We start from the raw sequence: 21,390 nt of genomic DNA, 5'->3' as shown, positions 1-21,390 counted from the left end.
TTTGAGTTTGCGTCACTGGAATTTGATTGCGGTGACGCTGACTGCTTTCGTTAGCAATCAAGCGAGATCCTTGAGCGAATGAGGAAAATTACCGACCGCGAGCCTGTGGCGGTACTCAGCGAAAATGAGAACCACCCTCTCGATACGCACTCATCGGACCATGACCCAGATACGATTCACCAGACGGCTGCTCCTATTCAGCAGAACTGATTTCTCATATCCTCAACATCGAGGCTTCCACTCGTAGGGACGTTATGGATCGGCTTGATGCAATGCGGGTTCTGCTTGCGGTGGTTGACGCCGGGAGCTTGTCGGCGGGCAGTCGGAAGCTGAATGCGCCGTTGCCGAGCGTCAGCCGCAAGGTCGCCGATCTGGAGCGATATCTCGGCGCAAACCTCATCATCCGAACAAGCCGCAACCTGCAGCTTACCGACGCCGGTCGCGACTATGTCGATGCGGCACGCAAGATCATCGCCGATCTGGAGGAAGTCGAACGCCGGGCCTCCGGCGAATATCAAACGCCACGGGGACTGCTCACCATCACGATGCCGATCGAATTTGGCCACCGGTACGTTCTGCCGATCGCACTCGACTTCATGAACGAGCATCCGGAGGTGACTTTGAACCTCCTGTCCCTCGACCGTTCTGTTCATCTCGCCAACGAGAAGGTCGACGTCGCCATCCGACTTGGCGAATTGGCCGACAGTTCCCTCTACGCCGTCAAGGCCGGCGAGTTCCGCCTGTTGACCTGCGCAAGCCCGGCCTATCTGGAACGGCATGGCGTTCCCCAACATCCCACCGAGCTCACCAATCATGACGGAATCATGTTTCATAACCGGTCGTTCTTCTGGAGTTTCGAGGTCGACGGCAATTCTGTCGAGGCGATGCCACGCAGCCGGATCGAGGTCAACACTGCGGCCAGTTGCGTCGCAGCCGCGCGAAATGGAGCCGGGATCGCCCGCCTCTTCGACTATCAGGTTCCGGAGGAAGTGTCCTCGGGCGCGCTCGTGCAGATCTTGGGGGACTACGGCGGTAGGCCCAAGCCGATCCACATCGTCTACTCGCGTCAGGGGTTGATCGCTCTCAAAGTGCGTACCTTCATCGATTGGACGCTCCCCCGGCTTCGCGCGGCTTGCAGCAATTATTGCGATGCGCCGTCACCGGAATGAAGCGCACACCTCCTCGACCGTCCTCTCCAAATCCGGGAGATGCGGGCAATAGCCAGTGTCGGTCGTCGCCGCGACGACAAACGGAAGCCGGGCCAATCGAAAGCGTGGACCTCGTAATCGTCGGCGAGAGTGAAGCGATGCAGGAAGAGCACCCCTTCGGGTCGAAACAATGGACTACCGACCTTCTCAGTTAGATGTCGTGGTCGATCTGAATGAAGCTGATACTCGCCCTCGGTTGATGCGAGCTGATCTCGGCATGTGTCACGGTTGCGATCGAGAAAAACACCGCTGCGGCGGCAAACAGCCGTCGAAAATTGGCCATTGTCATGTCGGTAGCTCCAGCCTGGTCTCACTTCAACGGACAACCCGGTCGATCTGCACCTGGAGGCGCGGGCCGACCAGCAGGATGACGGGGATAACGATGAGATAGGCGATGCTCCACGACCGGAGCCATGTCAGGACGAACCCGCTTGAGAAGCCCAGATTGAGCGCGAGCAACGTGAAAGAGATCAATCCTGTCGTTACGATACCCATCGACAGGGCGAAGGCGATCTTGCGTTTGAAATGCGTGTCCATGTCGGTCTCCCGGTTCGAGGTGAAACAGGGATCGCCTTGGCGGTTACGATCCCGGATTGTGTCTTCGAAGGTCGCGCGACTTCGGCAGCAGCGGTAGCCGGGAAACCCGAGAGGCAGCCTCTTGAATCCCGTAAGTTCTCAAGGGGGAGGAAACCGTTGGATCCGATCGCGAAAGGACACCCGTCATGTCGTGACAGCGCCCCAACGCTCTGATCCCCGATGCGTCCTGTGCGATCGGCCTGGTCTAGGCCGACCGCCTCGTAGGCCGCGGGTACGATCTCGTGCTGCTCTCACTGCGGGCCGAACGCCCCGGCGCGCTCGCGCGCTTCCTTGGAAGCCGAAACTGCCCAACACGCACTGCTTTTCGACATCGTCACGGCGATCCCGCGACTCGCTACCTGAAGCGTCGCTGATCCAAAACGAGAGGCTCACTCTCGTTTTCGCCCGCTACCGGGCAAGTTTTCCCAAGCTCATATTTCCCGCCATCGCAGCCCACAATCGCATTGGTCGGGGCGGCGTCCACCAAACTTGAAAGGAAATGCCATGCCTGAGACATTGGGAACGGCCGTCATTACTGGGGCTTCGAGCGGCATCGGCGCTCTCTATGCCGATCGCCTTGCCCGGCAGGGCTACGACCTGGTGCTCGTCGCCCGAAGTGCCGAGCGGTTGGAGCGGATCGCGCGTTCGATCCGCGAACAGACAGGCCGCACCATCGAGACCATCACTGCCGACCTGACATTGACCGGTGACGTCAATCGCGTCGCCAGCCTGATCGCTGACAACGCCGAGATCACCGTACTGATCAACAATGCAGGCGTGGGAGCGACCGCGCCGTTGCTTCGATCCGACGCCAACGCGATGAGCGCGATGATCGCACTCAATGTCGAGGCGCTGACGCGGTTGACCCACGCCGCCGTCCCCGGCTTCGTAGCGCGCGGGCGGGGAACGATCGTCAATATCGCATCGGTCGTGGCGATCACGCCCGAAAGGCTGAACGGGGTCTATGGCGGCAGCAAGGCGTTTGTCCTCGCCTTCAGTCAGAGCCTCCGGCAGGAGCTAGAGGGTAGCAATGTCCACGTTCAGGTCGTCCTTCCCGGAGCTACCGCCACCGACTTCTGGGACGCCGCCGGTCTGCCCGTCGCCCACCTGCCCGAGGAAATTGTGATGCCGGCCGATGCCCTGGTCGATGCGGCGCTTCTGGGGCTTTCCCGGAAAGAGTTCGTCACCATACCCAGCCTGCACGATGTCACGCAGTGGGACGTCTACGAAGCCGCCCGGCAGGCCATGGCCGGAAATCTGTCTACCAACAGGCCAGCAGCCCGCTATCTCGCCGGCTGAAAATCAACAAGGTACATCTCAATGTCGAAAGTCATCTACACTGGCAACACCAACACCACGGGCGGCCGCGACGGCGCGTCTCGCAGTTCCGACGGGCGTCTCGATATCAAACTGTCGCCGCCGGGCTCTTCGGGCCTGGGCACCAATCCCGAACAGCTCTTCGCGGCGGGCTGGTCCGCCTGTTTCCTCGGCGCAATCGGAAAGGCGGCTGCCGAGCGCCAGCTCCGCGTGCCGGCCGACGCTGCGATAAATGCCGAGATCGAACTGGTCTTGAATGACGATGGCTATGTGCTGCAGGCACGGCTGAATGCGAAGCTGCCGGGCATCGAGGCAGGCCTCGCCAAGTCTTTGGTCGAGCGCGCCCACGAGCTCTGCCCCTATTCCAAGGCCACCCGCGGCAACATCGCCGTCGAGCTCAACGTCGTTTGACCGGTGTCCGATCAAGGCCCTCCAGCTTAACACCGCGCCGGCGTCCCGAGATATTTCGGTCGTGACCGGCACGACTACCACGGGTTTATTCTCATGACCAAGATTGCAACCGCCCTCGCAACGGCCGCTTTCCTGCTCGCCGCGGGCACACCCAGCCACGCGCAAACGCCGCAACATGCAGCCACACAGTTCCTGCCGATCAAGAACGAGCCCGCACCCAGACTCTTCGTGGATCAGCCCCTTGCGAGACCGCTGACTACCAGAGGCGTGGCGATCATTCCCTATCGCGCCGAGAACTTCCGCATCCTGCCCATCTTCGGCGCCGGCGCGACCGATGTCTCCCCGCGTGCTGGGCACCTCCATGTCAGCATCGATGATCTGCCATGGCGGTGGGCCGATGCAGGCGGCACCGGCGCAATCGTCCTGACAGGGCTGCCGCCAGGCGAACACAAAGTGCTCATCGAAATGGCCACGCCAGAACACGAAGTGCTCGGCGGAAAGGTTGTGAAATTCACCGTACCCGCGACCGACGGCTCACACCATTAGACGTCCAGTTGACATGGTGGCCAGTTCCACTTTGCCTAGCTTGGGCGGCGGGCTCAATTGGGAGTCTTTTATCGAAGACAGACAAGAGATCTGAACCGTCCACCTCTGCGACAATGCCGCCCATCCAGTGGATCCTTGCAAGAGTCCGGCAGAAAGACTCTGTGTTGACTGCCGTCCGTATGACCGTATGAGGGAAGTCTGCGCGCCTTCCGCGTTCAGCAAAACGCATTCCATTCGATACATTATGCGATCTCCTTAGTGGAGACGTGAACATGCTCGCAACAGGCCGTGCACAAGGCTCGTGGCGAACGGCTCCGTTCGGCGGATACTGTTGAAAAACTCGTCATTGCTGGCGCTTTGCAGCCGTGATTCAATCCTCCGAGGGGATAAAGAAGGCATGCAGCCCGAGGATCCGACGCTCGCGGAACTATCAAAACGCTTCGGCTACATGACGGGACCGTTTAGCAAGAACCATCTCGGCGATCTGGACGAGCATCTGCCGACGGCGCATGGCTTCGACGAGTCCTTCGGGTCCCTGTACCATCTCAATGCCGAGGACGAACCAGAGCACCCAGACTACCCTAAGGACGCGGAATTTCGCCAACGGTTCGGCCCGCGCGGCGTCCTGCATAGCCATGCCGAAGGCCGTATTGAAACACCGGGCCGCTCACCAAGAAACGCATGGAGACCATCGACCAGGAGGTGACAGATGCCGCGATCGATTTCCTGAAACGGGCCAAGGAGCAGGATAAGCCCTTTTTCCTGTGGTCGAACTCGACCCGCATGCATGTCTGGACTCGGCTCAAGGCGGAAAGCCAAGGCAAGACCCGGCCTCGGCAGCTATCCTGACGGCATGGTCGAGCATGCCGAGCTGCGTTGGACGATCTCGGCTTCGCGGAAAACACCATCGTCATGTACTCCACCGACAACGGCGCGGAGCAGTTCACTTGGCCGGACGGCGGCCAGTCACCGTTCCGCGGCGAGAAGAACACCAACTGGGAAGGCGGCTATCGGTACCATGCGCCGTGCCGGCAGGCACGATAAAGCCGGGCACGATCTACAACGAGATCGTCGCTCACGAGGACTGGATACCCACGCTTGTGCGGCGGCCGCTGATCCGGAAATCAAGGGGAACTGCTGGCTGGCCATACGGTCGGCGACAAGACCTTCAAGGTCCACCTCGACCGCTACAACGTCACCATCTATCTGGCCGGGGACAGGCAAGGATCCGCGCAAGGAGTTCATCTACTTCGTCGACGACGGGACGCTCGTTGCACTGCGCTTGTCTTTGCCGAGCAGCGGTCGCATGGGCTTGAGGTTTGGCAGGGCCCCTTTGTGCCACTGCGCCTTCCAAAGCTGTTCAATCTCCACTCCGATCCGTTCGAAACAGCCGACGAGGAGGGGATGTACTATGAGCGCTGGCGCGTGGAGCATCCGTTCGTGCTCGTCCCGGCGCAGGCTTACTGGCCAGGTTCCTGCAGGCGTTCAAGGAATACCCGCCGAGGCAGAAGCCCGGCAGCTTCTCGATCGATCAAGTTCTGGCGACCATGGGAGAGGCTTCAAGCGGCAGATGACAGCCCCGCACCTGTGGGGCAAGAAGCCGAAGACCGCAGGACGCTCACCAAGATCGTTGAATCTCTACCGCACGACACCATTCGTGACTTAATCCGGCTCATGAAACGCATGACGCCAGGCGAACCATCGGCCGACACTGTCGTCACTAGCAACAGCGAAAGCCGCTGAAAAGGCGCGCACCACCTTGCGGTTGGCGGGCAATTAAAAGCGGCAGCCGCCGCCCCTCTCCCGTTTACCACAGGCCTTCTCTTCGGCGCAATGAGATAGCGCGTTCAAGCCTCCGGCTGATTCGCTGCGCTAAAGATGGCGGAGTGGAGAACGGGAGTGGAGCGGCACTCTTCTGTTTGGCGTGCCTTCGCCGGCGTCTGCTGACGTTGCCGCCGCAGTCAGAGTCGGATCAGGCGATCAGCCGCCGGATTGAAGCCGCTTCCTGGTCGTCCACCAGCGCGGAATGGGCGCGCTTCCGAATAGTCGTTGATGAGGAGCGCGATCTTCTCCCGTGAATTGAACATGGCCACTCCCTCGCTCGCCTGGACTCCGTACCGGCGCAATCAGTTTGTGCGGCTGTACAGCCATAGTGACCAAGCCGCATGCGATTCCAGTAGCAGATGGCTCAGCCGAACGGCTTCAGCCTCAACCGGCTGCGATGATCCTCCGGCCCATTGCGCCCGGACGGGCACACTCCGCGAAAATACGACTTCTGCCACTTCTCCCGTACCGCATCGGAGTTCGGATCGTTCAGCCCCTCATTGAAGCTGTTCCGGCTATCCGACCACGCCTTATATTCGCCTTCGAGCTCCGGATTTTCCGACAGTTTGCGCATTTCCGGCGTGACGGCCTCGAGCCCGCCGCGCGAAACGGGAAAGATGTGACAGATCGGCTCGCCCGGTTCGAAGCGAACCCGATGCCCGGCCCGGGTGAACTGCCAGTTCATGGTGAATGTGTAGGGCGACCAATCCGTCTCGATGATACCCGTCAGCGCAGCGATGCCGTCCTTCGGCCTGTTCAACGGTCCCGTCACGAACAGGTCGGTTCCGCTGTCCGTCTTGAACAGGCACGGAATGTGAAAGGTCAGCGTACCGCTTCCGAAGTGGCTGACGGCGGGCGCATGCGTGCCCGGATCCGGTTCGATGCGAACGGCATTCTCCCGTTCGCCCCCATCCCATGCCGCGGAAAAACCGGCCGCGTTCAAAATTTCCCACCCATGCGCATTCGCGATGTTCAAGGGCAGGCAGCGATAGGCGAAGCGCTGGTTCGTCCCGTTCATCCACTCGCGCTCCAGGGGAGCGGGGCGGATGGCCATCTCATGTCCGTCGATCACATAGGCGGTCAGTCTCGTCATCCGGAATGTCTACCATTTGATGCGCAGGCCAACATTGCCCCCGTAGCTTCGGTTGTCGCCATCGTCGAGCCCGGTTGCGAACTGCAGACCGCCATAGATGCTGACCGTCTCGCTCATTTGAGCCGACATACCCACATTCAATTCGAGCGACGTCTGCTCCAGCTCGGTTACGACCGGAACCCGGTTGAATGAGACCTTATAGTCCGCATCGAAGTCATGCCACAAGTTGACGCTGGCAAAGGGCTGGACCGGAACATCATTCATCGTGGTATTCGCTTCGAGCCTCATGCCGAGGCGGCCCGTCCAGGCTCCGAAAGACTCATAATCGATGCCCGTGAAGCGGTCCCGCGCGTCATCCAGATCGACGTGCTGCCAGATGAGCTGGCCCTGCGGTTCGAGCACCCATCCATTGTCGAACCTGAACGGGTAACCCGCCTCGATGGAAAAGGCGACAGAGTTCCCGGGTGTGTCGGCCCCGATGCCCCGGTCGGAGCTCGAGCCCCCATCGAGCCATGAATACATTCCTATACTGTCCACATACCAGCCGTCCGCGCCGATATGCGTCCAATAGGCGCCGATCGAATTCGCATGGAGGTCGATCGAGCCCACCTCGAACTGCAGTCTCCCGAGCGTATTGCCTCCGTTCGAGCCCGAAGTGCCGGTATAGGCAAAGAACAGGCCGACGCGGTCCTGGCTTCCGTCGCCGTGCAGGGCTCCGATCAGATCCTGACCGGCTTGAAGTCCCCATAGCTCTCCCGAGAAGGACGGACTGACCTCGAATTCGAACCTGCTGATCTTGGACGACCAGGTTTGGTCGAAGGACTCGCCGAACAGCCGTCCCCAAGCCCCGGGGAGGTTCCCGCTACTGTTCAGCAGGAACTCGTCACCGTGCCGCGCGTGAAAGGTGCCTATGGCGGCGACGCCCATCTTCTGCGCAAGCGCCGGCGTGATGATGTAGCCGGGAATTTCCGGCCGGACCGACGGCGTAATCGGCGGCGGCCCCGGCGGTGGCGGCAACGGTGGTGGCGGCGGCGGTGGTGGCGGCGGCGGTGGCGGCGGTGGTGGCGGTGGCGGCGGCGGCGGTGGCGGCGGCGGCGGTGGTGGCGGCGGCGGTGGTGGCGGTGGTGGCGGTGGTGGCGGCGGCGGCGGCGGCGGCGGCGGTGGTGGCGGCGGCGGCGGCGGCGGCGGCGGTGGTGGCGGTGGTGGCGGCGGTGGCGGCGGCGGCGGTGGCGGCGGTGGCGGCGGTGGTGGCGGTGGTGGCGGCGGTGGTGGCGGTGGTGGCGGTGGAGAAACGCCGCCCGTGCGCAGGAACCAGTCGTCGTCGTTCTCCGGATCTCTCGTCACACCGCCGCGATAGAGCTGGTATTCGAAAATGCCGGCGGCGACGGGGGCGCCCAGCGTGAAGGCAGTGCCCTCGGTGGTGGCACCGGCAGTGGCATCCACGACCCTGATGCCGTCGGCGAGCGTCAGCGCTCCCTCTCCGCCGACATTGGTGATCAAAATAAAGGTTTCGCCCGAAGCGCTCGCGCCCGTGCCGCTGATGACCAGCTTGTCCGAGGGCGCATCGTCGGTTTCGAGCACCGTGTGCAACTGCAGCCCGCCCTGCTGGCCGACATAGTTGCCGTAGACCGTGAACGTATCGTGCAAGCTGCCACCGGCACTCACCATGTCATTCGTCATGTCGATGAGGCCGGCATTGTAGACCGTCACCAGTTGCGCCGGATCGAAGGCTTTGACGCCATAGCCGAAGGAATTGCCGGCCCGGACCGCGCTCGTCGCGTCGATCGACAGCGTCCCGGTCCCGGTCGCCGAGTCGCCCAGCGTCAGAACCGTCGTGGTGTAGATGAAAGTCATCTCCGACCCATTGGTCAGCCTGATGTCTTCCCAGTTGATGAGATCGGACGGGGCGTTTCCCGCATCGTTGCCGTGACTGTTCGAGGAATTGCTCCAGGTTAGCCTGTCGGCACCCTGGCCGCCATCAATGATCTTCCCGGCGCTGAGGTTATCTTCTGTCAGGTTGCGGAAAAGCGCGGCATCGATGCCTTGGCCCATCTGCACCGAAGGCGGAATGAACCCTCCCGACCAGTCGAAGAAATCGTCGTCGTCGCCCATGTCGACGCCGGAAGCAAGAGTTCCGGAGATCAGGTCGAGTCGGTCGTTGCCGTCGCCGAGTGAAATCAAGCCTGCAAAATAGCCGCGATTGACCACGTAATCGATCGAGTCATTGACGCTGTTGACGCCGTTCTGGACACTGCCGGTCGCCGTGTTGTTGATGAAATTGAAGCCGGAGCCCTGCAGAAAGATCGTGCCGGAGATCGAGCTCCTGTTGTTCAAGGTGAAGCGGTCATTGTGCATCGCGTGCACGTTGTTCGACACGGTACCGTCATTGTTGAATACGCTTGTGCCAGGTCCCTGGAACTCCGAATCGCTGTAAAAGCTGCCGCCGGTCAACAGGTTGACGGAAACCGATCCATTGGAGTGCCAGCCGGGATTGCTTCCCGAACAGTCGTAGACGCCCGAGCTCGTTTCCACGCAGGCCGCGCGGGCTTCGGATGCCAGACTGCAAAGCAGCGCCGCCGAGGCGACAGAGCCGAGCAGAAGCTTGTTGAGCTCCCGGTTGATGCGGAGCGGAGTATCCACCGAACGCGCTTGGCATAGGCCGCGGAAATGCAGCGGCCGCGCGGTTTTTGCTAAAATCGGCGGAGCGCCCAAATCTTCGGGACTTCCAGTAACAAGCGAAACGCCGGAGCGGGCAAAATCAAAATCCATTCCGTTTCAACCGATTGATGATTGTTGCGGCTCAATCTAGCGAAAACGCGATACTGTCGAAATTGGACCTTGGGGCATATTCCTGCTGGACGAGCATGTGCCCTTTCAACCCAGTTGGTGTTTGCCAACGAATAGCTTACGGATCAGCAACTCTTGGGTCGAGGAAGGTCGAACCTCCTTCCACGAATGATCGATCCAGTGCTTCAAACGCTGCTTCGAGCTGACTGATTCCCCACTCGGAGTCGGAGTTGGGCTACAGCACCGCGGAAACGATAATCACGGCTCACGCAACAACGTTCGGCGTTGAGCGGCAATGCACAGGGCACCTTCGACGAAAGGTGCCCCAAGGTCCAATACCCGCTGCACAGCCGCTCCGCTAAATTCAAGCCCCGAAGGTGCTCCAACGCGGAGTTGCCGAAAAAGAAATCTCAGCGGCCTTGAGCGTCACTTGAGCAGACACAGGGAGTATTGAGATGCATATCGGAAGATATTTATCCAGCCTTTCACTTATCGCTATCGTTGCCGCCGGGACAATTCCCGCCTATGCGCAGGACGCGGCGACCCAAAAGGACGCGACGGAGGCAACGCGCGCCGCAAACGACGCCCTGCGCACCCAATTGCCGTTTGACGACACATCCGACTTTGATGATGCCAAGCGAGGCCTCATTGCTCCCTTGCCGACCGAAATGATCCAAGGTCAGGGCGGCAACGCGATCTGGAACCCGCAGCAGTACAGCTTCATAACCGAGGGAGCCGAAGCTCCCGCGACCGTAAATCCCAGCCTTTGGCGGCAATCGCAACTCATCAATATCAGCGGTCTGTTCGAGGTCACGGAGGGACTTTACCAAGTTCGCAACTTCGACCTTTCAAACATGACCATCATCGAGGGCACCGAGGGGATCACCATCGTCGATCCGCTCGTCTCGTCCGAAACGGCAAAGGCCGCTCTCGACTTGTACCGGAAACATCGGGGCAACAAGCCTGTAAAGGCGGTCATCTACACGCACAGCCACGTCGATCATTATGGCGGCGTACGCGGCATCGTGGACGAGGCGGACGTCACCTCGGGCGCTGTCAAGATTTACGCTCCCGAAGGCTTCCTGGAGGCAGCCGTCGCCGAAAACGTGATGGCGGGCACGGCGATGAGCCGCCGCGCAAGCTACATGTACGGCAATTTGCTCAAGGCCGATCCGAAGGGGCAGGTCGGTGCTGGTCTCGGCACGACCACGTCCGCCGGAACCGTGACGCTGATCCCGCCAACCAACATTGTCACGGAAACGGGTCAGAAGGAGACCATCGACGGGCTGACCTATGAATTCCTGATGGCACCCGGTTCGGAAGCGCCCGCGGAGATGCTCTGGTACATCGAGGAAAAGAAGGCCATCCAGACGTCCGAGGATGCCACGCACACGCTGCACAACACCTATTCCCTGCGCGGTGCGAAGATACGCGAGCCGCTGCCGTGGTCGAAGTACCTGAACCAGGCGCTGACGATGTGGGGCGACGAAGCGGAGATCATCTTCGCGCAGCACCACTGGCCGACGTGGGGCAACGACAACGTCAAAGAACTGCTCTCCAAACAGCGTGACCTCTACCGCTACATCAACGATCAGACCCTGCATATGGTGAACCAGGGCATGACGATGCGGGAGATCGCCGAGGCATTCAAACTGCCCGACAGCCTTGCCAAGTTCTGGGCAAACCGCGGTTATTACGGCTCGGTCTATCACGACGTGGCGGCAACCTATGTGCTCTATCTCGGCTGGTTCGACGGCAATCCGTCGACATTGCACGAGTTGCCGCCGGCGGAGGCCAGCAAGAAGTATGTCGAGTTCATGGGCGGCGCGGACGCAGTGCTGGAGAAAGCGAGGAAGTCCTATGAACAGGGCGAGTATCGCTGGGTGGCACAGGTCGCGAACCATGTCGTGTTCGCCGATCCCAATAACCAGGACGCCAAAAACCTGACAGCCGACGCCTTGGAGCAGTTGGGCTACCAAGCCGAGTCTGGGCCCTGGCGCAACTTCTATCTCACGGGTGCCAAGGAACTGCGCGACGGCGTGACCGAGCTACCGACACCGAACACTGCGAGCCCGGACACCGTGCGCGCGATGTCGCTCGATCTGTTCTTCGACTACCTCGGTGTGCGGCTAAACAGTGAGAAGGCCGGCGATACCAAACTGACGCTCAATTTCGATTTCGGCGAGGAGGACGGAAAATATCTGCTCCAACTCGAGAACGGGGTGCTCAACAACACGGCGGGCCAGCAGGCCGACAATGCCGATGCCACGATCACCCTCACGCGCGACAGCTTGAACGGAATAGTCCTCGGCGAGACGACGCTGGAGAAGGCGGTCGCTGACGGCAGCATCAAGGTGACCGGGGACAACGCCAAGCTCGGGCAACTTGTATCCATGCTCGACAACTTCGAGTTCTGGTTTAATATTGTGACGCCTTGACGGAAACAAAGTTCTCCTCGTGCCGAGTACGGTACGAGGAGAACAGCGTGCACCGGGGGTATGATCTCGCCAAGATACGTGGAAACGGTCCTATGCAGCCAACCCCTGTGATCGTGAGCATCATGTTGACCGTGAACGCTCATGCGGCATTGGCCTGCGGCTATCATTCTTCCCTGGACAGTTCCACCTTTAACGTCGCTCACCCGGGATCGGTGGCCGTGGCGTCAGCCATTTATCACGCGGGAGAGCGCGGCATTCTGGATGACCGGATCACGACTGCGCGTTCCGCCACACTCTTTGGGCAGGGGTATCGAGAAGCTGTAGAACAGCTGAGACGGCTAGAGCGAGGCGTCGCAAATCGTACGGCCGATTTGGGCGACACAGGAAGCCGTCGCTTTGCAGTTTTGTTCGTACGATCACGCCTCTGGAGTGACTTCACCGCGCAACCGGGTCGGACTAAAGTAAACATTCATGTCGATGGCCCGGTTCAGGGCGAGCCCATTGTTCTTACCGACGAGAGCGTGCTGAGGGCGCTGTTTTCAGAACAATTGACTTTTGATGTTGCGGTCAATCAAGGTCTGCTTCAGATTTTGCAGGACCGCGACGGCAGAACCCATGCACTCCTTCAGGCGGCCATTGACAGCGGTTCGCTCTAATCGCATCGCTCTGTCCGGCAGCCTTGACCAAGCAAGGCGCAGCGCCTTGGAACTACCGAAGACAGACACTGTTGCTCCGCCACGCCTGCCGGGAGAAGGCTTCTGTCCCACAGCCGCTTGAGAAGTTATCCAAGCGGCATGTTTGGAGGGGAGCCCGTTCTAACCCAAATTTGTAACGCGCATCGCCTCTGCGCTGCATGCGAACTGGAAGCCACCGTCGATATCGCACGCGAGGAACACAGCCGGATCGTTCTGACCCACATCGAAGTTCCGCAGGCGCTTTCCGGCCAGGGCGTCGGCAGTCGCCTCGCCCGGGCGTGTTCGGGCTTCTGCATGCACGAGGCGTTCGTGTTATCGCAAAATGCCCGTTCGTGGCAGCCTTTGCTGCGAAACATCCGGGATATGGCGCAATGCTCGACGGCTGAGTTCTCCCTCCTGACCTGCGTTGCTCTGGCCGAGAGTTGCTGCCGGCAGATTGCGGCAGCCATCCACGGCACGGTGGGCTTTCGAAGCCCTGCCCCGCTGCCCTTGCGGTGTCCCCCAAGAATGGTCAGCCTAGCCCTGCAATGATTTTCATCCGCTGAACCTTTGAGTGGCTACAAAGCCCGCTTCCTCGCCTCGGCGCATTCCGCCGCCAGGAAATCAACCAGTGTCCGCACTGAAGGCAGCAGCCACGGCGCGAAGGGAAAACGGCATGGATGATGCCGGCGGGCGGGCGCCAGTCCGGCAGAACGTGAACGAGCTGGCCCGCTTCGACCTGCCGCCAAACCATCATCATCGGCAGCGACACTATTCCCACCCCGGCAAGCGCCGCGTCGCACAGGGCTGCCATGTCGTCACTGACCAGCCGTGGGTCATGCGGGACAGTCGCAGTCTGGTCCTCGGCATGTTCGAGCTGCCATTGATGATCCCGTCGCGGCGGCCCGCGGGTCACGCTGGGTATCGTCGTGCAGATCGGCGGGCGAAGTTATGGATCGACGGGCAACGAAGGCGGGGCTGGCGACAAGGCATTGGGTGCTGGCGTCGAGCCTGCGCATGACCAGATCGATCGGCTCGAGCGGCGGAAGCGGACGGGATGGCGATGTCGAAACCTTCGGCGATCACGTCGACGCGCCGGTTGGTGCTTTCCAGATGGATTTCCACAGCCGGATAGGCAGTAAGAAAACGTGCGAACAGCTCCCCGAACTGGAAGTTGATCAGCGCCACCGGGCAACTCACGCGGACGATGCCGCGCGGCTCGGAGCGGACTTGCGCGATCACCTGGTCGGCGGCCTCGGCCTCGATCAGCATGGCGGCACAGCGATCATAGTATTCGCGTCCGATCTCGGTCACCGGCGGGAAGACCGGTTCAACAGTCGCACACCCAGCCGTTCTTCCAATTGCTGGATGCGTCGGCTGAGCTTCGACTTCTGAATGTCGTTAGCGCGCGCGGCAGCGGCGTCCGTGGTCGGCCACCTGGACGAAGTAGTAGAGATCGTTGAGGTCTTTCATCGTTCTACTGTTAGGACGTTGCGTCAGAAATCGCAACCTTCTGAGGTCGGCATGGCAGTGATACCTTCAACGGCAACAGGCAATCCCAACGCCGACGGCATTGGAGACGCTGACGGCCCAGATCGTCGACGACATGACCGACACAACGAGGAACAAGAGCCGGGAATGCATCGGCTAGGGCGCGAGCAACATCGCGTCCGGTCACATCGGGGGCATGGGCGGCTGCGCCATGATCGGGCAGTCTGTCATCAACGTCACCTCCGGCGGCCGCGGCCGGCTATCGACTTTCGTCGCCGGCGCCTTCCTGCTCTTCCTCATCCTCGTTCTCGACGACCTTGTCCGCATCATTCCGATGGCCGCGCTCGTGGCGGTGATGATCATGGTGCCGATCGGCACCTTCTCCTGGCGCTCGATCCTCGATCTCGGGCGCAATCCCCTGCCCTCCTCCGTGGTGATGCTGGCAACGGTCGTCACCACCGTCGGAACGCACGATCTCGCGAAGGGCGTATTGGTCGGCGTCCTTCTGTCGGGCGTATTCTTCGCCGGCAAGGTCGCTCGCCTCTTCCATGTCCGCTCGAGGCTCGATCAGGGCGGCAAGCTGCGCACCTATCATGTCGACGGCCAGATCTTCTTCGCCTCGACCGAGGCCTTTGTCGCGGCCTTCGATTCTCCGAGCCGCTGGAGAAAGTGGTCACTGACGTCAGCGAGGCGCATCTCTGGGATATCACCGCCGTTGGCGCCCTCGACAAGGTCGTCCTCAAATATCGCCGCCATGGCGTGGCCGTCGAAGTCATCGGCCTCAACGAGGCAAGCGTGCATATGCTAGACCGCTTTGCCGTGGATGATAAAAGCGAGGGCGCAGCACTGACCGCCCACTGAGCAGACTTCCGCAGACAGGACCCGCATGCCATCCACGACCTTTCTGATCAGAAACAGCCGCTGGCTGGCAGGTGGGTTCCTGCTGTGCTTCTTTTCGTCCTTTGGACAGACCTTCTTCATATCGCTCTCGGCCGGAGACATCCGGCGGGAATTCGGCCTCAGCCATGGCGCCTTCGGCTCCATCTACATGGGCGCGACTCTGCTGAGTGCTCTGACGCTGCCTCAGCTTGGACGGATCGTCGACCACGCCAGCGCTCGCGTGGTTCTCCTACTCACGCTCCCGCTGCTCGCCGTCGCCGCAATGTCGATGGGGCTTGCGTCGCATTGGCTCTGGCTGTTTGCCACGATCTATCTGCTGCGGCTCTTTGGCCAAGGCATGATGACGCATAATGCGATGACCGCGATGGGGCGCTGGTTCTCGGCCCAACGAGGCAGGGCGGTGTCGTTGGCAAGCCTCGGCAATCAGGCCGGCGAGGCGTTGTTCCCGCTGGCGTTTGTGGCGCTCGCGCCCCTGGTCGGTTGGCGGTCGATGTGGTTCATCGCGTCCGCCTTCATTCTGGTCGTCGGACTGCCGGTCATCTATTTCCTTCTGAGGATCGAGCGCACACCGAGTCCGAACGATGGCCCGGAGCGGCGTTCGGCCGCAAGAGACTGGACGCGCGCGGAAGTGCTGCGCGATCCTCTGTTCTGGATGGCGCTTGCTGGTGTCCTTGCCCCGGGGTTCATCGCCACCACCATCTTTTTCCATCAGGTTTATCTGGTCGAGCTTCGCGGCTGGTCACTTGAGGTCTTCGCCAGCGCATTTATCGTGTCCTCGACGGTGACCGTGCTGTCGTCGCTGCTGTCCGGCTATCTCATCGACCGGTTCAGCGCCGTGCAGATCCTGCCTTACTACCTCCTGCCGCTGGCGGCCGCCTGCTTCATGCTCGCGTTTGTCGACGAACAGTGGAGCGCCTTCGCATTCATGACACTGCTCGGAATGTCGCTCGGCTCGTCATCGACGCTCTTCGGGGCGCTGTGGCCGGAAATGTATGGGCTGCAACATCTCGGCGGCATCCGGGCAATCATCGTGGCCCTTATCGTGTTTGCCACCGCCATGGGGCCGGGTCTCACCGGATTCCTGATTGATGTCGGCGTTCCCTACCCTTGGCAGATCGCCGGGATGGGAGCCTACTGCCTGGGAGGGATAATAGTCATGCTCCTTGTGAGGGAACGGGTCCTGATCCGCAACGCGTCCGTTTTGATCGCAGCGACGCGTTAGCAGCTATTCCACAGTCGTCATGACGTTCGCGATCGAACGCTCAGCCGAAGTCAGGCACTTTGAATTTTCGGCGCTGATCACCATTCTGGCACGGTGGTGAACGCGTAAAAACCGAGCCTTTCGCGCCGTAGCCGACGGACACTAAGGAGGGCACGATTGAGCCAAAGAAGACAACTCAGTAAGAGCGGTTGTTATGAAGCTCACATCAAAGCCTGACCAACTGCTTTCCGAAGTTCTCCCCCTTCAGCATCCGGACGAATGCATGGGGCACGGTCTCGATGCCTTCTGCGACATCCTCTCGCGTCTGAAGCAGGCCCTGTTTGTACCACGACAGCAGATCGGCAAGCGCAGTCTCGTTTTCGGCCTCGTGGTCGTCAAGCAAGAAGCCTTCGATCCGTGCACGGGTGATCAGTGTTCGCCTGAGATGCCTTAGGCCTATGTCAGGCTGATCGAAGCGGTCGGCCAAGGCGATCGTCCCGACCACCACGACCCTGCCAAAGGTGTTGAGGTTCAGCATCGCCGCATCGTGGATGGGTCCGGCAGTATTGTCGATAAAGACGTCCACGCCTGTCGGACATGTGGCAGCGACGTCCGCCACGAGATCGGTCGAGGTCCGGTGGTTAACGCCCGCCCGGTATCCAAGCTCCCTGCACCATTCCAGCTTCTCGTCCGAGCCCGCAACGGCGACGGGATCAAATCCCTTGATCCGTGCGATCTGTCCCGCAATCTGCCCCACTGCACCAGAGGCCGCGGAAATCAGTACTGTCTCGCCTGTTTTCGGACGTCCAGTCTTGAGAAGGGCGAAGTAGGCGGTGAGACCCGGCATCCCAAGATAGCTTAACGCAGACTGGATCGGAGCATCCGCCGTTTTCACAGGCTTTGCCGCTGCGGCGGGGATGACGCTGAACGGCTGCCAGCCGAAGTGGTCGCTCATCACGATGTCGCCCGACCTGAAACCCGGAGATTCGGAAATGATGACCTCACCAATTCCGCCGCCGCGCATGAGATCGCCGAGCTTGAAGCCAGCGGCGTAGTTCTTCGCCGGGCTGATCCGGCCTCGCATATAGGGGTCAACTGAAAGCCAGAGGGTTTTCACTAGCAATTCGCCGCCTGCCGCCTCGGGGATCGCACAATCTTCCAGCTCCCAGGTTTTCAATGTCGGCATGGCGGCGGGGTAGCTCCTGAGTATCCAGCTCGGATTGGTGACCATTTCTCTCTCCAAAATGAACGCTGCTCGCATTGATGCATGTATCTGGTTTCCGTGTTAATCGGTGCCGCGAGAGAAACATCGTTTTGAATTCCGGAAGAATGGTCGATGGATATGGTCGAGGCCATGAGGGTCGCCGTTGCAGTCGCTCGGCACCGAAGCTTTTCCGCTGCAGGTCGGAACCTGCACCTTTCTGCCCCCTCGGTAAGCCGAATCGTGGCCGAGCTTGAGGCCGATCTCGGCGTGCGTCTCTTCAACCGCACCACCCGGCAGATCAACCTGACGGATGCCGGAACCGAGTTCGTGCAGAAGAGCGCAGGGCTCCTGGAGGAGCTCGATCTGATGCGGAGTGCGGTCCGCGAGCGCCACAAAACCCCTCGCGGCCAGTTGCGCGTCTCCTGTGTCACGGCGTTCGGTAACGAATGCCTCGCACCTGCCATGCCCGAGTTCAGCCTGCGTTTCCCACAGCTCGACATCTCGATCGACCTCGGCAATCGGTTGGTTGATCTCATCGGCGAACATTTCGACGTCGCGATCCGGGTTGGGCCGTTGAGGGACTCGTCGTTGATTGCTCAGAGGATTTCCACCCAAAGGATCGTGTTTGTCGCGTCGCCGACGTTCTGCGAGCGGCATGGGACGCCGAAGACCTTGGACGAACTCGAATTCTGGCCGTCGGTCACTCAAGTCAGCGGCGCGTGGGGGCGCTCACATCGGTTTTCCCGCGGAGGCAAGATCATTGATTTTGAGGTTCCCCAGCATCTGACGATGAACTCGGCCCGCGCTGTGAGAAACGCGTGCATCACCGCATGCGGTTATTCACTGCTGCCGGATTTCATGGTCGCCCAGGACATTGCGGAGAACCGCCTGGTGCGGCTGCTGCCGGACCATGAAGCCGTCGAGCAGCCGATCTTCGCCTTCTACGCCCAGCGGCGTCACACTCCGCAGAAGATCAGGGTGTTCGTCGACTATCTAGTCGAGGTTTTCAGCGGCGTGGATAACGGATGAAACCCGAATGACGTCTCCTTCTGGCGCATTTCGGCCAATGGCGCTGGCCCAGCGAGCGACTGCCTACCACCCTGCTGTGACGATCGGAAGCGGGCGACACGCCCCCAGCCGGGATGTCGGCTCCTATCCCTCGCCTTTACGGGAGCAGAACGTGAGACCCCGCCATCCGACACTGGACAGTTGATCGGATGCGAACTGCTGACCCTGTCATTGCCATCGAGCAGGCGACATCTCGACGCAGACTGAAGGTCTGACGCCAAGCTCATTATTTTCCCAGGTTCGCGGCTGCAATAGCGTGCGGCATCAGGAACGCGGCAATCTCCGCGATGACACTCGTCAGATCCCCCGGATTGTGCGCAACGCCTTCGACAAAAGCGGGCCATTGCCGTTGCTTTTGCTCGTCCTTAGCAAAAGCATCCGTCAAAGCATCCGGTAGTAGGTCTTCTGGGATCGGCGTTTCGCGGCGCTCGAAGGTGGCGGCGATTGCGCGCGCCAGCCTGTCATCATCGAAATCAAAGGACCTGCTGAAAATCCAGATGTCGTAAAAGTCCTTCATCCGGCTACGACTTGTCCAGGAGACAAAACGATTGATAAGTTTGTGCTCGCGGCGACGACCGCCTTCGGCAAAACCGTTGTCGCCGCAGCGCTCATTGCGCATCGGGCCCGAAACTCGCTTATCTTTGTCCACCGGCGGGGACTGCTCGATCAATGGGTCGCGCGTCTCAGTTCCTTTCTGAATATCGACCCGAAACAGATCGGCATTATCGGCGGTGGGAAGAGAAAGCCGACCGGCGTCATCGATGTGGCGCTCATCCAAAGTCTTGTCCGCAACGGGGACGTTGCCGACCTTGTCGCCGATTATGGCCATTTGATCGTCGACGAATGCCATCATCTGTCCGCCGCAAGCTTTGAGCTTGTCGCTCGCCGGTCGAAGGCGCGATACGTGGTGGGTCTATCCGCGACCGTCGCCCGCAAGGACGGGCATCATCCCATTATCTTCATGCAATGCGGCCCTGTTCGCCATCGGGTTGATGCAAGAGTTTAAGCCGCCGAACGCGGCATTCGCCATTGCGCTCGCGATCGTGCAACGAAGTTTGAATTGCCGCCGCCCCTGGCTTCGGTCGAGCGCCCTTCCATGCCCGCGATCTATGCGGCTTTGGCGCAGGACAGCGGGCGGAACGATCTCATCTTCGATGATGTGCTGAATTCGCTGAAGGCGAAGCGTTCCCCTGTCGTGCTGACCGAGCGGAAAGACCATCTCGATTATCTTCAGCAGCGCTTCGCGCCTTTCGTGAAGAATCTCGTGGTACTGCGCGGCGGCATGTCGGCGAGCGACCGAAAACTGGCGAATGCGGCTTTGCGAGTCTCCGATGACCAGGAGCGCCTGATAATTGCGACAGGCCGCTACATCGGCGAAGGCTTTGATGACGCCCGGCTCGACACGCTGTTCTTGACAATGCCGATCGCCTGGAAGGGAACCCTGGCACAGTATGTCGGTCGTCTGCATCGCCTGCATGATGGCAAGAAAGATGTCCTGGTCGTTGACTATGTCGATAACACCGTGCCGGTTCTGGCCCGGATGGCTGCGAAGCGTCGCGCGGGTTATCGGGCGCTGGGCTACATGATCGAGTAGGCGCCCTGCGCGGAGCGGAGTGCCCCTGGCCGGTTCACAGCGACCCCTCCCCATCTTCCCCCCGTGAAGCCGCAACTTCAGAATTGTGACTGCTCCAATTGAAAGCGGCAAGCTCAAAGCCTGAACGCGCTCGAGGCCGACGCCGACAAGCTGAAGGCCGAAAATAGGCCCCTGCGCGACTAAATCGCCTGTTTGAAGGAGCTGCCGTCCCGCCCGCCCTTCGACCAAGTGGGATGGAGAAAGCGACGGATCCGGAGACCAATGCTTCCGAGTACGGACTGCGGACCTTCATCACCAGGCGCAAGATCTCCGGCGGCACCCTCAGCCGCGACGGCCGCATTGCCTCGCGGTGTCATGCTGGGCCTAACGAAGACCTGCCCAGCTCGCGTTTGCCACTATCTCGGTGATCCCCTCCTTGGTCCAGAAACCGGCGGGTCAAAAGTACCGCCGCTGGCCGACCTGTGGCATGCACCGCCTGACGGTCACCCCTTCCGCGAAAATGGCACGAGATTGCCGCCTTGCGCGGCGCCTGCTCTTTTTTCCTTTCGCAAGAGCTGCGGCGAGACGTTCCATTGCCGGCCGTTGTCGCCGTGCACCGTCACCGTTTTGCGGTTTCGACGGATGACGATTCCGGCCTGCGTCTGGCCGTTATTGTCTTCGAACATCACGCGCTCGCCGATCGCCAGTTCAAGCAAAGCATGCGTCGTCTTCTGCTGATGTAGAACGTGCAGCCGATCGACGACCGCGTCGTGCAATTCAATCAGCTCTGCTTCGTTCAAGGCGTCAAGGTTGATCCCGTGCATCCTGGGCCTCCATTCCGGACGATCGTCACTCCGAAATTCGACGAATGCAATGCGGATCAACAGCTACCCACAACATCATCAACCAGCTGAGTTTCGGCGCCGCCATCCTTTGCCCCACGTACCCCCCTGCCTAGCGGCAGCCCGGGCAATTCATGAAGAATTGACCGTATGATTTCATTTCATTTCGCAAACGGAATCTAACTCGGCTCATCTTTCTGTCGTCCGGACGCCGAATTCCGTGCCCGATCACTACCG

The 21,390-nt window shown here is 60.6% G+C and carries 20 protein-coding genes and 4 pseudogenes; 15 read left to right on the top strand and 9 right to left on the bottom strand.

What is annotated here, in order from left to right; translation table 11 throughout:
• The first annotated feature begins 254 nt into the window (after positions 1 to 254).
• A complete protein-coding gene (locus CN933_RS24650; RefSeq protein ID WP_018098560.1) occupies positions 255 to 1,169 on the top strand; it encodes a LysR family transcriptional regulator in 915 nt (304 codons plus the stop codon).
• A gap of 190 nt (positions 1,170 to 1,359) precedes the next feature.
• Here the strand turns inward: CN933_RS24650 and CN933_RS31640 are convergent, their stop codons facing one another.
• Both CN933_RS31640 and CN933_RS24645 read right to left on the bottom strand, forming a co-directional pair.
• Positions 1,360 to 1,497, bottom strand: coding sequence for a hypothetical protein (locus CN933_RS31640; RefSeq protein ID WP_018098558.1), 138 nt, complete (start codon positions 1,495 to 1,497; stop codon positions 1,360 to 1,362).
• Positions 1,498 to 1,523: 26 nt separating this feature from the next.
• Positions 1,524 to 1,745 (bottom strand): DUF2798 domain-containing protein, encoded by a 222-nt coding sequence (locus CN933_RS24645; RefSeq protein ID WP_100674911.1) that lies wholly within the window; start codon positions 1,743 to 1,745, stop codon positions 1,524 to 1,526.
• 543 nt (positions 1,746 to 2,288) lie between these two features.
• Between CN933_RS24645 and CN933_RS24640 the strand changes: the two genes are divergently transcribed.
• From CN933_RS24640 to CN933_RS32005, 7 genes and pseudogenes are all read left to right on the top strand, one after another.
• Positions 2,289 to 3,083: an SDR family NAD(P)-dependent oxidoreductase gene (locus CN933_RS24640; RefSeq protein WP_018098556.1), complete on the top strand. Its 795-nt coding sequence runs from the start codon at positions 2,289 to 2,291 to the stop codon at positions 3,081 to 3,083.
• 21 nt (positions 3,084 to 3,104) lie between these two features.
• Positions 3,105 to 3,512: an organic hydroperoxide resistance protein gene (locus CN933_RS24635; protein WP_018098555.1), complete on the top strand. Its 408-nt coding sequence runs from the start codon at positions 3,105 to 3,107 to the stop codon at positions 3,510 to 3,512.
• 93 nt (positions 3,513 to 3,605) lie between these two features.
• Entirely contained in the window at positions 3,606 to 4,058 is a 453-nt protein-coding gene (locus CN933_RS24630; RefSeq protein ID WP_102762708.1) for a DUF6130 family protein, read from the top strand.
• A gap of 331 nt (positions 4,059 to 4,389) precedes the next feature.
• Complete coding sequence (locus tag CN933_RS32020; RefSeq protein WP_245425160.1) at positions 4,390 to 4,764, top strand: hypothetical protein; 375 nt, start codon at positions 4,390 to 4,392, stop codon at positions 4,762 to 4,764.
• The gene (locus CN933_RS32015; RefSeq protein WP_245425158.1) at positions 4,740 to 4,907 is read left to right on the top strand and encodes a hypothetical protein; all 168 of its coding nucleotides are present in this window, start codon (positions 4,740 to 4,742) and stop codon (positions 4,905 to 4,907) included. Before CN933_RS32020 ends, CN933_RS32015 begins: the two co-directional genes overlap by 25 nt.
• A 27-nt stretch (positions 4,908 to 4,934) precedes the next feature.
• Positions 4,935 to 5,102: a sulfatase-like hydrolase/transferase gene (locus tag CN933_RS32010; RefSeq protein ID WP_245425156.1), complete on the top strand. Its 168-nt coding sequence runs from the start codon at positions 4,935 to 4,937 to the stop codon at positions 5,100 to 5,102.
• A gap of 529 nt (positions 5,103 to 5,631) precedes the next feature.
• A pseudogene (locus tag CN933_RS32005) lies at positions 5,632 to 5,801 on the top strand (transcriptional regulator); the annotation flags it as partial.
• A gap of 218 nt (positions 5,802 to 6,019) precedes the next feature.
• Here the strand turns inward: CN933_RS32005 and CN933_RS32285 are convergent.
• From CN933_RS32285 to CN933_RS32000, 3 genes are all read right to left on the bottom strand, one after another.
• Positions 6,020 to 6,145 carry a hypothetical protein gene (locus CN933_RS32285; RefSeq protein ID WP_268815841.1) on the bottom strand — a complete coding sequence of 42 codons (126 nt, stop codon included), beginning with the start codon at positions 6,143 to 6,145 and terminating at the stop codon, positions 6,020 to 6,022.
• A gap of 101 nt (positions 6,146 to 6,246) precedes the next feature.
• Entirely contained in the window at positions 6,247 to 6,975 is a 729-nt protein-coding gene (locus CN933_RS24615) for a DUF6065 family protein (RefSeq protein WP_102762707.1), read from the bottom strand.
• A 9-nt stretch (positions 6,976 to 6,984) separates the two neighbouring features.
• On the bottom strand, positions 6,985 to 9,615 hold the full coding sequence (locus CN933_RS32000; protein ID WP_245425154.1) for an autotransporter family protein: 2,631 nt from the start codon (positions 9,613 to 9,615) through the stop codon (positions 6,985 to 6,987).
• Positions 9,616 to 10,217: 602 nt separating this feature from the next.
• Between CN933_RS32000 and CN933_RS24605 the strand changes: the two genes are divergently transcribed.
• Positions 10,218 to 12,200 (top strand): alkyl/aryl-sulfatase, encoded by a 1,983-nt coding sequence (locus CN933_RS24605; RefSeq protein WP_102762706.1) that lies wholly within the window; start codon positions 10,218 to 10,220, stop codon positions 12,198 to 12,200.
• Between the two features lie 92 nt (positions 12,201 to 12,292).
• Entirely contained in the window at positions 12,293 to 12,856 is a 564-nt protein-coding gene (locus CN933_RS24600) for a hypothetical protein (protein ID WP_102762705.1), read from the top strand.
• Between the two features lie 596 nt (positions 12,857 to 13,452).
• On the opposite strand, the pseudogene CN933_RS24590 reads toward CN933_RS24600, so the two are convergent.
• A pseudogene (locus CN933_RS24590) lies at positions 13,453 to 14,347 on the bottom strand (LysR substrate-binding domain-containing protein).
• A gap of 109 nt (positions 14,348 to 14,456) precedes the next feature.
• Between CN933_RS24590 and CN933_RS31630 the strand changes: the two are divergent.
• Positions 14,457 to 15,226, top strand: a pseudogene (locus tag CN933_RS31630) (SulP family inorganic anion transporter); the annotation flags it as partial.
• 25 nt (positions 15,227 to 15,251) lie between these two features.
• Positions 15,252 to 16,487 carry an MFS transporter gene (locus CN933_RS24580; protein ID WP_102762703.1) on the top strand — a complete coding sequence of 412 codons (1,236 nt, stop codon included), beginning with the start codon at positions 15,252 to 15,254 and terminating at the stop codon, positions 16,485 to 16,487.
• A 205-nt stretch (positions 16,488 to 16,692) separates the two neighbouring features.
• On the opposite strand, the gene CN933_RS24575 is transcribed toward CN933_RS24580, so the two are convergent.
• A complete protein-coding gene (locus CN933_RS24575; protein ID WP_102762702.1) occupies positions 16,693 to 17,697 on the bottom strand; it encodes an NADP-dependent oxidoreductase in 1,005 nt (334 codons plus the stop codon).
• A gap of 105 nt (positions 17,698 to 17,802) precedes the next feature.
• Between CN933_RS24575 and CN933_RS24570 the strand changes: the two genes are divergently transcribed.
• Positions 17,803 to 18,699, top strand: a complete 897-nt coding sequence (locus CN933_RS24570) for a LysR family transcriptional regulator (protein WP_102762701.1) — start codon at positions 17,803 to 17,805, stop codon at positions 18,697 to 18,699.
• Between the two features lie 265 nt (positions 18,700 to 18,964).
• Here the strand turns inward: CN933_RS24570 and CN933_RS24565 are convergent.
• Positions 18,965 to 19,261 (bottom strand): annotated as a pseudogene (locus tag CN933_RS24565) (nucleotidyl transferase AbiEii/AbiGii toxin family protein); the annotation flags it as partial.
• Between the two features lie 36 nt (positions 19,262 to 19,297).
• Here CN933_RS24565 and CN933_RS31995 point away from each other — a divergent pair.
• Both CN933_RS31995 and CN933_RS31990 read left to right on the top strand, forming a co-directional pair.
• Positions 19,298 to 19,744: a DEAD/DEAH box helicase gene (locus CN933_RS31995; RefSeq protein ID WP_245425152.1), complete on the top strand. Its 447-nt coding sequence runs from the start codon at positions 19,298 to 19,300 to the stop codon at positions 19,742 to 19,744.
• A 90-nt stretch (positions 19,745 to 19,834) separates the two neighbouring features.
• Positions 19,835 to 20,332 (top strand): DEAD/DEAH box helicase, encoded by a 498-nt coding sequence (locus CN933_RS31990; protein ID WP_245425150.1) that lies wholly within the window; start codon positions 19,835 to 19,837, stop codon positions 20,330 to 20,332.
• A gap of 482 nt (positions 20,333 to 20,814) precedes the next feature.
• On the opposite strand, the gene CN933_RS24550 is transcribed toward CN933_RS31990, so the two are convergent.
• A complete protein-coding gene (locus CN933_RS24550) occupies positions 20,815 to 21,135 on the bottom strand; it encodes a hypothetical protein (protein WP_102762698.1) in 321 nt (106 codons plus the stop codon).
• Between the last annotated feature and the right edge of the window lie 255 nt (positions 21,136 to 21,390).

This window comes from Sinorhizobium sp. M4_45 (assembly GCF_002885915.1).
Lineage (GTDB): Bacteria > Pseudomonadota > Alphaproteobacteria > Rhizobiales > Rhizobiaceae > Sinorhizobium > Sinorhizobium meliloti_A.
The sequence above is the reverse complement of the archived record's forward strand: the minus strand, read 5'-3'. Positions and strand labels throughout refer to the sequence as shown.